This window comes from Streptococcus sp. 2100, assembly GCF_013276335.1.
GTDB lineage: Bacteria > Bacillota > Bacilli > Lactobacillales > Streptococcaceae > Streptococcus > Streptococcus pseudopneumoniae.
This window is the reverse complement of record NZ_VMKV01000020.1, coordinates 1-14,628: the sequence shown is the minus strand read 5'-3', so window position 1 is coordinate 14,628 and position 14,628 is coordinate 1. Positions and strand designations below refer to the sequence as shown.

The 14,628-nt window shown below is 40.7% G+C and carries 10 protein-coding genes and 1 pseudogene; 9 read left to right on the top strand and 2 right to left on the bottom strand.

Annotated features, from left to right (window positions below; all coding sequences use genetic code 11):
* Nucleotides 1-85 precede the first annotated feature (85 nt).
* Both rpoE and HT669_RS03785 read left to right on the top strand, forming a co-directional pair.
* Nucleotides 86-670, top strand: a complete 585-nt coding sequence (rpoE, locus tag HT669_RS03790; protein ID WP_000418403.1) for a DNA-directed RNA polymerase subunit delta — start codon at nt 86-88, stop codon at nt 668-670.
* A gap of 370 nt (nt 671-1,040) precedes the next feature.
* Nucleotides 1,041-2,648, top strand: a complete 1,608-nt coding sequence (locus HT669_RS03785) for a CTP synthase (protein ID WP_023937105.1) — start codon at nt 1,041-1,043, stop codon at nt 2,646-2,648.
* A gap of 367 nt (nt 2,649-3,015) precedes the next feature.
* Here the strand turns inward: HT669_RS03785 and HT669_RS03780 are convergent.
* Nucleotides 3,016-4,647: pseudogene (locus HT669_RS03780) on the bottom strand (Na/Pi cotransporter family protein).
* 293 nt (nt 4,648-4,940) lie between these two features.
* Between HT669_RS03780 and HT669_RS03775 the strand changes: the two are divergent.
* From HT669_RS03775 to glnA, 5 genes are all read left to right on the top strand, one after another.
* On the top strand, nt 4,941-9,956 hold the full coding sequence (locus HT669_RS03775) for a bacterial Ig-like domain-containing protein (RefSeq protein WP_172933626.1): 5,016 nt from the start codon (nt 4,941-4,943) through the stop codon (nt 9,954-9,956).
* A gap of 89 nt (nt 9,957-10,045) precedes the next feature.
* Complete coding sequence (locus HT669_RS03770; RefSeq protein ID WP_001096743.1) at nt 10,046-11,242, top strand: phosphoglycerate kinase; 1,197 nt, start codon at nt 10,046-10,048, stop codon at nt 11,240-11,242.
* A gap of 322 nt (nt 11,243-11,564) precedes the next feature.
* The gene (locus HT669_RS03765) at nt 11,565-12,092 is read left to right on the top strand and encodes an aromatic acid exporter family protein (RefSeq protein WP_000119914.1); all 528 of its coding nucleotides are present in this window, start codon (nt 11,565-11,567) and stop codon (nt 12,090-12,092) included.
* Between the two features lie 76 nt (nt 12,093-12,168).
* Nucleotides 12,169-12,525, top strand: a complete 357-nt coding sequence (gene glnR / locus HT669_RS03760; protein ID WP_000659548.1) for a transcriptional repressor GlnR — start codon at nt 12,169-12,171, stop codon at nt 12,523-12,525.
* Between the two features lie 37 nt (nt 12,526-12,562).
* Nucleotides 12,563-13,909: a type I glutamate--ammonia ligase gene (gene glnA / locus HT669_RS03755; protein ID WP_049515973.1), complete on the top strand. Its 1,347-nt coding sequence runs from the start codon at nt 12,563-12,565 to the stop codon at nt 13,907-13,909.
* 95 nt (nt 13,910-14,004) lie between these two features.
* Here the strand turns inward: glnA and HT669_RS03750 are convergent, their stop codons facing one another.
* Nucleotides 14,005-14,124: a hypothetical protein gene (locus HT669_RS03750; RefSeq protein ID WP_001808898.1), complete on the bottom strand. Its 120-nt coding sequence runs from the start codon at nt 14,122-14,124 to the stop codon at nt 14,005-14,007.
* On the opposite strand from HT669_RS03750, the gene HT669_RS11035 reads away from it, so the two are divergent.
* Nucleotides 14,089-14,238 carry a hypothetical protein gene (locus HT669_RS11035; protein ID WP_000410533.1) on the top strand — a complete coding sequence of 50 codons (150 nt, stop codon included), beginning with the start codon at nt 14,089-14,091 and terminating at the stop codon, nt 14,236-14,238. The two genes, HT669_RS03750 and HT669_RS11035, sit on opposite strands and share 36 nt — an antisense overlap.
* Before the next feature lie 143 nt (nt 14,239-14,381).
* Nucleotides 14,382-14,519: a hypothetical protein gene (locus HT669_RS03740; RefSeq protein ID WP_001067594.1), complete on the top strand. Its 138-nt coding sequence runs from the start codon at nt 14,382-14,384 to the stop codon at nt 14,517-14,519.
* Nucleotides 14,520-14,628 lie beyond the last annotated feature (109 nt).

The window sequence follows — 14,628 nt, the reverse complement described above, 5'->3', positions numbered from 1 at the left end:
ATTATCGTAAAATAAAGAGTAAATGATAAAATGAGGTCAGAGTCTGTTTGCTCTGGCGATAGTAGTATAAATGAGGAGAAACGCTTTGGAATTAGAAGTATTTGCTGGGCAAGAAAAAAGTGAACTATCTATGATTGAGGTAGCGCGTGCTATCTTGGAACTTCGTGGTCGCGATCATGAGATGCATTTTAGCGATCTTGTAAATGAAATTCAAAACTACCTTGGAACATCAAACAGCGATATCCGCGAAGCTTTGCCTTTGTTCTACACAGAGTTGAACTTTGACGGTAGCTTCATCTCACTTGGGGACAACAAATGGGGTCTTCGTTCATGGTATGGTGTGGACGAAATCGACGAAGAAATCATCGCTCTTGAAGAAAATGACGACGATGAAGTAGCACCAAAAGCTAAGAAAAAACGTGTCAATGCCTTTATGGATGGTGATTCAGATGCCATTGACTACAATGCAGATGATCCAGAAGACGAAGATGCATACGAAGCAGATCCAGCTCTTTCATACGATGATGAAAATCCAGATGATGAAAAAAATGAAGTGGAAGCTTATGATGCAGAAATCAACGAAATCGCTCCAGATGACTTGGGAGAAGATGTGGATCTCAACGAAGACGACGAGTTTTCAGATGATGATGCTGAAATCATCGAGGAATAAAAGTTAGCTATTGACAATTATCCTATTTTTAGGTATCATATTGTTCGGGCACCTCTTTTAGAGGTCGGAGCTCCCTAGTTCTTAGGGAGCTATTTTTGTTTTTACAAGAAGTTATCTTCTTGTATTTTATACTCAATGAAAATCAAAGAGCAAACTAGGAAACTAGCCGTAGGCTGCTCAAAACACNNACTGACAAAGTCAGGAACACATATCTACGGCAAGGCGACGTTGACGCGGTTTGAAGAGATTTTCGAAGAGTATTAGTTGTGAATCTGGTGCAGTCGTCCCAGATTATTCTTATTAGTAGGGTCTTGTTTTCTATGTCCCCACGTAGTTAGCAAGACCTTGAGCACTTTAGAAAGAGGAATCTATGTCTACGAAATATATTTTTGTAACTGGTGGTGTGGTATCGTCTATTGGGAAAGGGATTGTGGCAGCGAGTCTGGGCCGTCTCTTGAAAAATCGTGGTCTTAAAGTAACCATTCAAAAATTTGACCCTTATATCAATATTGATCCAGGAACTATGAGTCCTTACCAGCACGGGGAAGTTTTTGTGACAGATGACGGAGCTGAGACAGATTTGGACTTGGGTCACTATGAACGTTTCATCGATATCAATCTCAACAAATATTCCAACGTGACAACTGGTAAAATTTACAGTGAAGTTCTTCGTAAGGAACGTCGTGGAGAATACCTTGGGGCAACTGTTCAGGTTATTCCTCATATCACAGATGCTTTAAAAGAAAAAATCAAGCGTGCCGCTCTAACGACCGACTCTGATGTCATTATCACAGAGGTTGGTGGAACTGTTGGAGATATCGAGTCCTTGCCATTCCTAGAGGCCCTTCGTCAGATGAAGGCGGATGTGGGTGCGGATAATGTTATGTACATCCATACAACCTTGCTTCCTTACCTCAAGGCCGCTGGTGAAATGAAGACCAAACCAACTCAGCACTCTGTAAAAGAATTGCGTGGATTGGGAATCCAACCAAATATGTTGGTGATTCGTACAGAAGAGCCAGCTGGTCAAGGAATTAAAAATAAACTGGCCCAGTTCTGTGATGTGGCACCAGAAGCCGTTATCGAATCGTTGGATGTCGAACATCTTTACCAAATTCCACTGAACTTGCAGGCACAAGGTATGGACCAAATTGTCTGTGACCATTTGAAATTAGACGCACCAGCAGCGGATATGACAGAATGGTCAGCCATGGTGGACAAGGTCATGAACCTCAAGAAACAAGTTAAGATTTCCCTTGTTGGTAAGTATGTGGAGTTGCAAGATGCCTATATCTCAGTGGTCGAAGCCTTGAAACACTCTGGCTATGTCAATGATGTAGAAGTTAAAATCAATTGGGTCAATGCCAATGATGTGACAGCAGAGAATGTAGCAGAACTCTTGTCTGATGCGGACGGGATCATCGTACCAGGTGGTTTTGGTCAACGTGGTACAGAAGGGAAAATCCAAGCCATCCGCTATGCGCGTGAAAATGATGTTCCAATGTTGGGAGTCTGCTTGGGAATGCAGTTGACATGTATCGAATTTGCTCGTCACGTTTTAGGACTCGAAGGTGCCAATTCTGCAGAGCTTGCACCAGAAACAAAATACCCTATCATTGATATCATGCGTGATCAGATTGATGTTGAGGATATGGGGGGAACCCTTCGCTTGGGGCTTTATCCGTCTAAGTTGAAACGTGGCTCTAAGGCAGCAGCTGCTTATCACAATCAAGAAGTGGTGCAACGCCGTCACCGTCACCGTTATGAGTTTAACAATGCCTTCCGTGAGCAGTTTGAGGCAGCAGGCTTTGTCTTCTCAGGAGTTTCTCCAGACAATCGTTTGGTCGAAATCGTGGAAATTCCAGAAAATAAATTCTTTGTAGCGTGTCAGTATCACCCTGAACTGTCAAGCCGTCCAAACCGCCCAGAAGAACTCTACACTGCCTTTATTACTGCAGCGGTTGAGAACAGCAATTAGCAAAATCAGAACCTTTGAGAAGAATCTCAGAGGTTTTTTGCATACGATGATATTGAAGTATATCTGAGGTAGGAGTCCTCTGTGTGTACCTGCTACCCTTGAAATCAATAGCGACTCCCTCTTGCCCTGTGCTAGTGAATGGATTTATCAGTATATTGAAATAAAATCTGAACAAATTAATTCGGAAAGCCAAATCAATTTATAGAAATATTTTAGCAGTCAAGGTGTACTGTTATAGATTCAATATACTATACTTTTTTAATTTAATCCACTATATCTGCAGAATACTCTTTCAGTTTCATTCAGCCTAGTCTTGCTTAGGAAAAAGCAAAAAGCCATCCAATTATGATGGATAGCTTCTTGGTTCTTAGATTTGTTCTGCAAAAACCTTTTCAGCAAGGTTCATAGCGTGGTCTGATACACGAGTGTAGTGTGAGATGATGTCTATAAAGTTGACCCCAGCTTGTGTTGAACATTCGCCCTTGTTGAGGCGTTTGATGTGGGTTTTTCTGAGAACACGTTCTATCTTATTGATTGCTTCATGACGTTCTACAAGACTGCGTGCTTTTTCAATATCATTGTTTTCCACACTATCCAGAGCATCTTTGATAAAGTCACTAGTTTGACGATAAACTTCCTCTAATTCTTTCAAGGCGGCATCAGAAAATTCAACATTTTTACGTTGAAGATAGTCAGTCAGATTGAGTAGAGCCTCCGCGTGGTCTCCAATCCGTTCCAAATCACGGGAGGAATCAAGGATATTGGTGAGCACTTCGCTTTCTTTTTGACTGAGAGCTTCGCTTGAAAGGGCAATGAGATAACGTGTTAATTGCTCATCGATGGTGTTAATGGCTTCTTCGGTTTTATGCCCTTTTTCAGCAACTTTTTCATCCAAGTCAATGATATACTTATAGGAAAGGTCAAAGGCTTTGGCAGCGTAGTTTCCTAAATGCAAGAGCTCTTTCTTAGCATTTCCGAGAGCGATAGATGGGGCTTGTTTGATGAAATGCTCATCAAGATATAAGGGTTCATATTTGACAACCTCGTCCTCTCCAGGAATAATCTTGGTTACAAAGTAAGCCAGAGCTCCGATAAATGGAAATTGGACAATGGTATTGGTAATATTAAAGGTTCCGTGAGCAAAGGCGATGGTCATTTCTGGTGCTAGATTTAGCGTAGCTTCAAACCAATGAATCAGGGCTGTAAAAGGAACTAGAAAAATAACGCAGACGACTGTTCCGATAACGTTGAAGGCAACATGAGCTCCTGCTACCCGTTTAGCTGCAATATTAGCACCTAAAGAGGCAATGATGGCTGTAATGGTTGTCCCGATATTGTCACCAAATAGAACTGGCAAAGCTCCTTGCAGGTCAATGAGATTGCTGGCGTAGAGGTTTTGTAAAATCCCGATGGTAGCCGAGGAAGCTTGAATCAGTAAGGTCAAGCCGGTACCGACAAAGACACCCAAAACAGGATTCTTACTTAGCTCAATCATATAGTCCTTAAAGACCTGTAAATCCTTGAGTGGAGCCATTGCACCGCTCATAAGATTGAGGGCAAAAAAGATACCACCGACACCAAAGAGGATGCGTCCGATATTATTGACTGTCCGATTTTTCGTAAAAAAGAGACAGACAGCACCGATAAAGAGCATAGGTAGGGCATAGTCACCTAGTTTAAACCCAATAAGAAAGGATGTGACTGTTGTCCCGATATTAGCCCCCATGACAATTCCGATAGCCTGACGTAAGGTTAGGAGACCGGCACTGACCAGGCCGACTGTGATAACTGTTACACCAGAACTAGACTGAATTAGAGCAGTCATCCCAATACCAACCAGAACTCAAAAGAAAGGATTACTAGTATATTTGTCAATGTAAAAACGAAGGCGATCTCCAGCAGCTTGTTGCAAACCGTCTCCCATGGTCTTGATACTATATAAGAATAGTCCCAGACCACCTAAAAAGTGAAATAAAATTTCCTGCCAATTAATGGACATTTCTTTTTCCTCCGAAAAATAATCGCGGAATATCTCCTATTCTATTTTAAAGGATAAAAGTAAATCTAACAAGTGTTAATGTCAAGTTTGTAAAAGAAAATTATAATTGATAAGTGTATTATTTTTAAGAGTTTTTAACCTTATTTTAGATTTGTGAAAACAGCTATTGTTTTTTGTCTAAAAATGTTTTAGGATAAAAATGTGATTATCATGGTTCTAGAGTTTGATAAAAAACTACAGAATATAAAGCGCTTTCTTAAAAAACAACAAAATCAATCTTTTAGGAGGAGAAAATGAAGAATCCATTTTTTGAAAGACGTTGTCGTTACAGTATTCGTAAGTTATCAGTAGGAGCCTGCTCGCTGATGATTGGTGCTGTTTTATTTGCTGGTCCAGCCTTGGCTGAAGAAACTGCAGTTCCTGAAAATAGCGGAGCTAATACAGAGCTTGTTTCAGGAGAGAGTGAGTATTCGACCAATGAAGCTGATAAGCAGAATGAAGGGGAACATGCTAGAGAAAACAAGCTAGAAAAGGCAGAAGGAGTAGCGACAGCATCTGAAACTGCTTCGCCAGCAAGCAATGAAGCTTCAACTACTGAAACTGCAGAAGCAGCTAGCGCAGCTAAACCAGAGGAAAAAGCAAGTGAGGTGGTTGCAGAAACACCATCTGCAGAAGCAAAACCTAAGTTTGACAAGGAAACAGAAGCAAAGCCCGAAGCAACTAACCAAGGGGATGAGTCTAAGCCAGCAGCCGAAGCTAATAAGACTGAAAAAGAAGTCCAGCCAGATGTCCCTAAAAATACAGAAAAAACATTAAAACCAAAGGAAATCAAATTTAATTCTTGGGAAGAATTGTTAAAATGGGAACCAGGTGCTCGTGAAGATGATGCTATTAACCGCGGATCTGTTGTCCTCGCTTCACGTCGGACAGGTCATTTAGTCAATGAAAAAGCTAGCAAGGAAGCAAAAGTTCAAGCCTTATCAAACACCAATTCTAAAGCAAAAGACCATGCTTCTGTTGGTGGAGAAGAGTTCAAGGCCTATGCTTTTGACTATTGGCAATATCTAGATTCAATGGTCTTCTGGGAAGGTCTCGTACCAACTCCTGACGTTATTGATGCAGGTCACCGTAACGGGGTTCCTGTATATGGTACACTCTTCTTCAACTGGTCTAATAGTATTGCTGATCAAGAAAAATTCGCTGAAGCTTTGAAGCAAGACGCAGATGGTAGCTTCCCAATTGCCCGTAAATTGGTAGATATGGCCAAGTATTATGGCTATGATGGCTATTTCATTAACCAAGAAACAACTGGGGATTTGGTTGAACCTCTTGGAGAAAAGATGCGCCAGTTTATGCTCTATACCAAGGAGTATGCTGCTAAGGTAAACCATCCAATCAAGTATTCTTGGTACGATGCCATGACTTATAACTATGGACGTTACCACCAAGATGGTTTAGGAGAATACAACTATCAGTTTATGCAAAAAGAGGGGGACAAGGTACCCGCTGATCACTTCTTTGCTAACTTTAACTGGACCAAAGAGAAGAATGATTACTCTGTAGCTATGGCCAAATGGCTAGAGCGTAGCCAGTACGATGTCTTTGCAGGATTGGAATTGCAACAGGGTGGTTCTTATAAGACTAAAGTGAAATGGGATGCCCTTTTAGATGAAAATGGCAAACTTCGCTTGTCACTTGGTCTCTTTGCGCCAGATACTATTACAAGTCTTGGCAAGACAGGCGAAGACTATCATAAGAATGAAAATATCTTCTTCACTGGTTACCAAGGCGATCCAACTGGTCAAAAACCAGATGACAAGGACTGGTACGGGATTGCCAACCTAGTTGCGGACCGCACGCCAGCAGTAGGTCATACTTTTACCACTTCTTTTAATACAGGTCATGGTAGAAAATGGTTCGTAGATGGTAAGGTTTCTAAGGATTCTGAGTGGAATTACCGTTCAGTTTCAGGTGTTCTTCCAACATGGCGCTGGTGGCAAAAATCAACTGGTGATAAGTTGAAAGCAAGCTATGATTTTGAAGATGCTTATAATGGTGGAACTTCTCTTAAATTTGCAGGGGATTTTTCAGGTGCGACCAAGCAAGATGTGAATTTGTACTCTACTCGCTTGAAGGTGACAGATACAACCAAATTGCATGTTGCCCACAAAGGAGGCAAAGGGACCAAGGTTTATGTAGAATTTGCAACCAAGAAAGATTATACCTATGGTGATGAAGCTGCCCGTAAAGAATTGACAGTTTCAGATAACTGGACTACCGATGATTTTGATTTGAGTGCCTTGGCAGGTAAAACAATTTACGGTATTAAACTCTATTTTGAAAATGACAAAGACTTAAAAGGTTATCAATTTAACCTGGGGCAATTGACCATCAGCAATAATCAAGATGCTCCTCAGGCACCAACCACAGTAGCTGTAGCCAAACAAGTCCTTAAAAATGCCCAAGAAGCGGAAGCAGTTGTACAATTTACTGGTCATAAAGATGCTGATTTCTATGAAGTCTATGAAAAGGATGGCGATGCTTGGCGCCTATTGACAGGTTCATCTGCAACTACGATCTACCTACCAAAAGTTAGCCGCTCAGCTAGTGCGACTGGTACTAGTCAGGAGTTGAAGGTTGTTGCAGTTGGTAAGAATGGCCTTCGTTCTGAAGCAGCAACTACAAACTTTGAGTGGGGGATGACTGTCCAAGACACAAGTCTTCCAAGACCTCTAGCAGAAAACATCGTTCCAGGGGCTACTGTTATCGGAAGTACCTTCCCAGATACAGAAGGTGGAGAAGGTATCGAAGGTATGTTGAATGGGACCATCACCAGTCTATCTGACAAATGGTCTTCTTCTCAATTAAGTGGTAGCGTTGATATTCGTTTGACACAACCACGCCGTGTTGTGAGATGGGTCATGGATCATGCTGGAGCTGGTGGAGAATCTGTCAACGATGGTTTGATGAACACCAAAGACTTTGACCTCTATTATAAAGATGCGGATGGTCAATGGAAGTTGGCTAAGGAAGTCCGTGGCAATAAAGCTCATGTTACAGATATTACCCTTGATAAACCTATCACAGCTCAAGATTGGCGCTTAAATGTTGTCACTTCTGACAATGGAACTCCATGGAAGGCTATTCGTATCTATAACTGGAAAATGTATGAAAAGCTTGATACTGAGAGTGTCAATATTCCGATGGCCAAGGCTGCAGCCCGTTCTCTAGGCAATAACAAGGTACAGGTTGGTTTTGCGGATGTACCAGCTGGAGCAACCATTACCGTTTATGACAATCCAAATTCTCAAACTCCGCTTGCAACCTTGAAGAGCGAAGTTGGAGGAGACCTAGCAAGTGCACCATTGGATTTGACAAATCAATCTGGTCTTCTGTACTATCGTACCCAGTTTCCAGGCAAGGAAATTAGTAATGTCCTAGCAGTTTCCGTTCCAAAAGATGACAGAAAAATCAAGTCAGTCAGCCTAGAGACAGGACCTAAGAAAACAAGCTACGCCGAAGGGGAGGATTTGGACCTTAGAGGTGGTGTTCTTCGAGTTCAGTATGAAGGGGGAGCTGAGGACGAACTCATTCGCCTAACTCACGCAGGTGTATCAGTATCAGGATTTGACACGCATCATAAGGGAGAACAAAATCTTACTCTCCAATACTTGGGACAACCAGTAAATGCGAATTTGTCAGTGACTGTTACTAGTCAAGATGAAGCAAGTCCGAAAACTATTTTGAGAATTGAAGTAAGTCAGGAACCGAAAAAAGATTACCTAGTTGGTGATAGCTTAGACTTGTCTGAAGGACGCTTTGCAGTGGCTTATAGCAATGACACCATGGAAGAACATTCCTTTACTGATGAGGGAGTTGAAATTTCTGGTTACGATGCTCAAAAGACTGGTCGTCAAACCTTGACGCTTCGTTACCAAGGTCATAAAGTCAACTTTGATGTTTTGGTATCTCCAAAAGCAGCATTGAACGATGAGTACCTTAAACAAAAATTAGCAGAAGTTGAAGTGGCTAAGAACAAGGTGGTCTATAACTTTGCTTCACCAGAAGTAAAAGAAGCCTTCTTGAAAGCAATTGAAGCGGCTGAACAAGTGTTGAAAGACCATGAAACTAGTACCCAAGATCAGGTTAATGACCGTCTTAATAAATTGACAGAAGCTCATAAAGCTCTGAATGGTCAAGAGAAATTTACGGAAGAAAAGACAGAACTTGATCGCTTAACAGGTGAGGCTCAAGAACTCTTGGCTGCCAAACCAAACCATCCTTCAGGTTCTGCCCTAGCTCCTCTTCTTGAGAAAAACAAGGCCTTGGTTGAAAAAGTAGATTTGAGTCCAGAAGAGCTTGCAACAGCGAAACAGAGTTTGAAAGATCTGGTTGCCTTATTGAAAGAAGACAAGCCAGCAGTCTTTTCTGATAGTAAAACAGGTGTTGAAGTGCACTTCTCAAATAAAGAGAAGACTGTCATCAAGGGCTTGAAAGTAGAGCGTGTTCAAGCAAGTGCTGAAGAGAAGAAATACTTTGCTGGAGAAGATGCTCATGTCTTTGAAATAGAAGGTCTAGATGAAAAAGGTCAAGACGTTGATCTTTCTTACGCTTCTATTGTGAAAATTCCAATTGAAAAAGATAAGAAAGTGAAGAGAGTATTCTTCTTACCTGGAGGCAAAGAGGCAGTGGAATTGGCTTTTGAACAAACGGATAGTCATGTTATCTTTACAGCACCACACTTTACTCATTATGCCTTTGTTTATGAATCTGCTGAGAAACCACGAGTAGAATCTAATGGTGCAAATGACCTTGTTACTATCTCAACTAAACCAGAACAACAAAACATAGTCCTTCCAAAAACTACTAATCAACCGGCTTCTGATCAACAAAAGGCTCCTAAATTGGAAGTTCAAGAGGAAAAGGTTGCCTTTGACCGTCAAGAGCATGAAAATGCTGATATACTAGTTGGGGAACAACGAGTCATCATACAGGGACGAGATGGTCTGTTGAGACATGTCTTTGAAGTTGATGAAAACGGTCAGCGTCGTCTTCGTTCAACAGAAGTCATCCAAGAGGCGATTCCAGAAATTGTTGAAATTGGAACAAAAGTAAAAACAGAACCAGCAGTAGCGCCTACACAAGAAAAACCAGCCCAAAATACAGCAGTTAAATCAGAAGAAGCAGGCAAACAATTGCCAAATACAGGAACTGCTGATGCCAATGAAGCCCTAATAGCAGGATTGGCAAGCCTTGGTCTTGCTAGTTTAGCATTGACATTGAAACAGAAAAAAGAAGATGAAGATTAAATATCGAAAAATCTTGTGAAATCTTTCCTTATATTTCCAAAGTGTGATATAATAGTTTCGAATAAAATAAATAAAGGGGTTTTTGTAACATGGCAAAACTTACTGTTAAAGACGTTGACTTGAAAGGTAAAAAAGTCCTCGTTCGTGTTGACTTCAACGTACCATTGAAAGATGGCGTAATCACTAACGACAACCGTATCACAGCAGCTCTTCCAACTATTAAGTACATCATCGAACAAGGTGGACGTGCAATTCTTTTCTCTCACCTTGGACGTGTGAAAGAAGAAGCTGATAAAGCTGGTAAATCACTTGCTCCTGTAGCAGCTGACTTGGCAGCAAAATTGGGTCAAGATGTTGTGTTCCCAGGTGTAACTCGTGGTGCTGAATTGGAAGCAGCGATCAACGCTCTTGAAGATGGACAAGTTCTCTTGGTTGAAAACACTCGTTACGAAGATGTTGACGGCAAGAAAGAATCTAAAAACGATCCTGAACTTGGTAAATACTGGGCATCACTTGGAGATGGTATCTTCGTAAACGATGCATTCGGTACAGCTCACCGTGCACACGCATCTAACGTTGGTATCTCAGCAAACGTTGAAAAAGCAGTTGCTGGATTCCTTCTTGAAAACGAAATTGCCTACATCCAAGAAGCAGTTGAAACTCCAGAACGTCCATTCGTAGCAATCCTTGGTGGTTCAAAAGTTTCAGACAAGATTGGTGTTATCGAAAACTTGCTTGAAAAAGCTGATAAAGTCCTTATCGGTGGTGGTATGACTTATACATTCTATAAAGCACAAGGTATCGAAATCGGGAACTCACTTGTAGAAGAAGACAAATTGGATGTTGCGAAAGCTCTTCTTGAAAAAGCAAACGGTAAATTGATCTTGCCAGTTGACTCAAAAGAAGCAAACGCATTTGCTGGTTACACTGAAGTGCGTGACACTGAAGGTGAAGCAGTTTCTGAAGGCTTCCTTGGTCTTGACATCGGTCCAAAATCTATCGCTAAATTTGACGAAGCTTTGACTGGTGCCAAAACAGTTGTATGGAACGGACCTATGGGTGTATTTGAAAACCCAGACTTCCAAGCTGGTACAATCGGTGTGATGGACGCTATCGTGAAACAACCAGGTGTTAAATCAATCATCGGTGGTGGTGACTCAGCTGCCGCAGCAATCAACCTTGGTCGTGCAGACAAGTTCTCATGGATCTCTACTGGTGGTGGAGCATCAATGGAACTTCTTGAAGGTAAAGTATTGCCAGGTTTGGCTGCACTTACAGAAAAATAATTTCAGCCCGTTAGTCTCTACAAAATCCTGATTTTGTAGAAAAGGAAGAAAACTGAAACGTTAACAAAAAGGTGGCTATGTCACCTTTTTGTGTTAGTGTAGGTATTTGTGACGCGGTGGTGGAGCATCAATGGAACTTCTCGAAGGTAAAGTTCTTCCAGGACTTGCAGCCTTGACAGAAAAATAAGATTTTATAAACAAATCAAAGAAGAGAGGGGTGAAAGTTCCTCTTTTCTTTTGCTCAAAATAAAAACGCTTCCTCTCAACTATTCCTCATAAAAATCACCGATTTATGATAAAATGGAAATAGAAAGTTGAGATTATGAGTTATTTTAAAAAATATAAATTCGATAAATCCCAGTTCAAACTTGGTATGCGAACCTTTAAAACAGGTATTGCTGTTTTTCTAGTTCTCTTGATTTTTGGCTTTTTTGGTTGGAAAGGTCTTCAAATTGGTGCTTTGACAGCCGTTTTTAGCCTGAGGGAGAGTTTTGATAAGAGTGTCCATTTTGGGACTTCGCGTATTCTAGGAAATAGTATCGGTGGCCTCTATGCCTTGGTTTTCTTCCTAATAAATAGTTTTTTCCACGAAGCCTTTTGGGTAACCTTAGTTGTTGTTCCAATCTGCACCATGTTAACCATTATGACAAATGTAGCCATGAATAACAAAGCAGGGGTTATTGGTGGTGTAGCAGCTATGTTAATTATTACACTATCGATCCCGAGTGGGGAAACGATTTTGTACGTGTTTGCGCGTGTATCAGAAACTTTCATGGGAGTTTTTGTCGCAATTCTCGTAAATTACGATATTGATCGTATTCGGCTCTTTTTAGAGAAAAAAGAAAAATAATGTTACATTTTATAACATTATCAATTGACGTTTGTCTTTTTTTAGACTATAATAGACAGAAAGAAGGAAATTGTAAATGAAGGAAAAAGAATTTCGCCGAAATATGGCTGTTTTTCCTATCGGCAGTGTTATGAAGTTGACCGATCTATCGGCGCGTCAGATTCGTTATTATGAAGATCAAGAGTTGATTAAGCCTGATCGAAACGAAGGGAACCGTCGCATGTATTCCTTGAATGACATGGATCGTCTGCTTGAAATCAAAGATTATATCTCTGAAGGTTATAATATCGCTGCCATTAAGAAAAAATATGCTGAACGTGAAGCGAAATCCAAGAAAGCGGTTAGTCAGACTGAAGTACGTCGTGCACTTCACAATGAACTCCTCCAACAGGGTCGCTTTGCTTCAGTACGGTCACCTTTTGGTCGCGGTTAGGCAACCGCAAGTAGTCATACATTTAAGGAGAAAACTCATGCCAATCACAGCTGCAGATATTCGTCGTGAAGTCAAGGAAAAAAATGTTACCTTTATCCGTCTCATGTTCTCAGATATTTTGGGAACCATGAAAAACGTCGAAATTCCTGCTACAGATGAACAGTTAGATAAAGTCTTGTCAAACAAGGCTATGTTTGATGGATCTTCTATTGAAGGTTTTGTACGTATCAATGAATCGGATATGTACTTGTACCCTGACTTAGATACATGGACAGTCTTCCCTTGGGGAGATGAAAATGGAAGTGTTGCAGGTTTAATCTGTGATGTCTATACAACAGAAGGTGAACCATTTGCGGGTGATCCTCGTGGTAATCTCAAACGTGCTCTTCGTCACATGGAAGAAGTGGGATTCAAATCCTTCAACCTTGGACCAGAGCCAGAATTCTTCCTATTTAAACTGGATGAAAATGGGGACCCAACACTTGAAGTAAATGATAAGGGTGGCTACTTTGATTTGGCGCCTACTGACCTTGCGGACAATACACGTCGTGAGATTGTGAATGTCTTGACTAAAATGGGATTTGAAGTAGAAGCCAGTCACCATGAGGTTGCGGTTGGACAACACGAGATTGACTTTAAGTACGATGAAGTTCTCCGTGCTTGTGATAAGATTCAAATCTTTAAACTTGTTGTTAAAACCATTGCTCGCAAACATGGGCTTTACGCAACCTTTATGGCAAAACCAAAATTTGGTATTGCTGGATCAGGTATGCACTGTAATATGTCCTTGTTTGATGCAGAAGGAAACAATGCCTTCTTTGATCCAAATGATCCAAAAGGAATGCAGTTGTCAGAAACTGCCTACTATTTCCTTGGCGGTTTGATCAAGCATGCCTACAACTATACTGCTATCATGAACCCAACAGTTAACTCATACAAACGTTTGGTTCCAGGTTATGAAGCGCCTGTTTACATTGCTTGGGCTGGTCGTAACCGTTCGCCACTTGTGCGCGTGCCTGCTTCACGCGGTATGGGAACTCGTCTTGAGTTGCGTTCAGTGGATCCGATGGCAAACCCATACATCGCTATGGCAGTTCTATTGGAAGTTGGTTTGCATGGTATTGAAAATAAAATCGAAGCACCAGCTCCTATTGAAGAAAATATTTACATCATGACAGCAGAAGAGCGTAAGGAAGCTGGTATTACAGACCTTCCATCAACTCTTCACAACGCTTTGAAAGCTTTGACAGAAGATGAGGTTGTCAGAGCGGCTCTTGGAGAACATATCTATACTAGTTTCCTTGAAGCCAAGCGAATCGAATGGGCAAGTTATGCAACCTTCGTTTCACAATGGGAAATTGATAATTATTTAGACCTTTACTAATACTAATATAGAAGAAAGATTGCCTGAGGGCAAACAGTCACACAGCAGTCTAAGCCATCAAATACCTATAACCCTTAAAATAGCGATTTCGGTCGCTATTTATTTTTCGAAAAATCCTCTTGACTCTTTTGCGAATTAGATTTATCATCAGACGTGTAGAAGAAAATTAAGGAGTCACTATGGAAAAATTCAATTTCAAAAACAATATCGGGCAAGAAAACAAGTTACTTCAAATCGAAATCTACAAGTTTACTAACTTTTGCAAGCTTCAAAATTACACATCTGTAAATATTTTTTCGAAAGATATATTTGAAGCCATAGTAAATTGAGACTAGAATAGTACACTACATCTGCTAAAAATTTCTAGAAACTAATTTAACTTTCCTAATCGATTTGTTTACATCTTATTTCAATCTACTATATTATCTCAATAAATGATGATGGAGACTGTTTTGTTTGTGCTTGTCGATTTTTGAATCCTGATCGAGCGGAAGAATATTTCTACCGAGGTTGCCAAGGGGAAAATCCTGAAGATATTGAATTTTATGATGAACAATTACAGGCAGAAAAGGTGGAGGTTTTAAGTATTCGATTGGAAGTAAAAAATTGAATTATCTACAATCTCATCAACAATAAACCTATTTCAACCCCATTATCTATAGGCGTATTTTTACGCCTTTTTATATACTTGAAGCACATAAGAAACATTATGGGAAGTT

Bases quoted from the DNA above. Each gene is read 5' to 3' on its own strand.
- HT669_RS03785 (WP_023937105.1), top strand. From the start codon at position 1,041: ATGTCTACGAAATATATTTTTGTAACTGGTGGTGTGGTATCGTCTATT.
- HT669_RS03765 (WP_000119914.1), top strand. From the start codon at position 11,565: ATGAGTTATTTTAAAAAATATAAATTCGATAAATCCCAGTTCAAACTT.
- glnR (WP_000659548.1), top strand. From the start codon at position 12,169: ATGAAGGAAAAAGAATTTCGCCGAAATATGGCTGTTTTTCCTATCGGC.
- HT669_RS03775 (WP_172933626.1), top strand. From the start codon at position 4,941: ATGAAGAATCCATTTTTTGAAAGACGTTGTCGTTACAGTATTCGTAAG.
- glnA (WP_049515973.1), top strand. From the start codon at position 12,563: ATGCCAATCACAGCTGCAGATATTCGTCGTGAAGTCAAGGAAAAAAAT.
- HT669_RS11035 (WP_000410533.1), top strand. From the start codon at position 14,089: ATGGAAAAATTCAATTTCAAAAACAATATCGGGCAAGAAAACAAGTTA.
- HT669_RS03770 (WP_001096743.1), top strand. From the start codon at position 10,046: ATGGCAAAACTTACTGTTAAAGACGTTGACTTGAAAGGTAAAAAAGTC.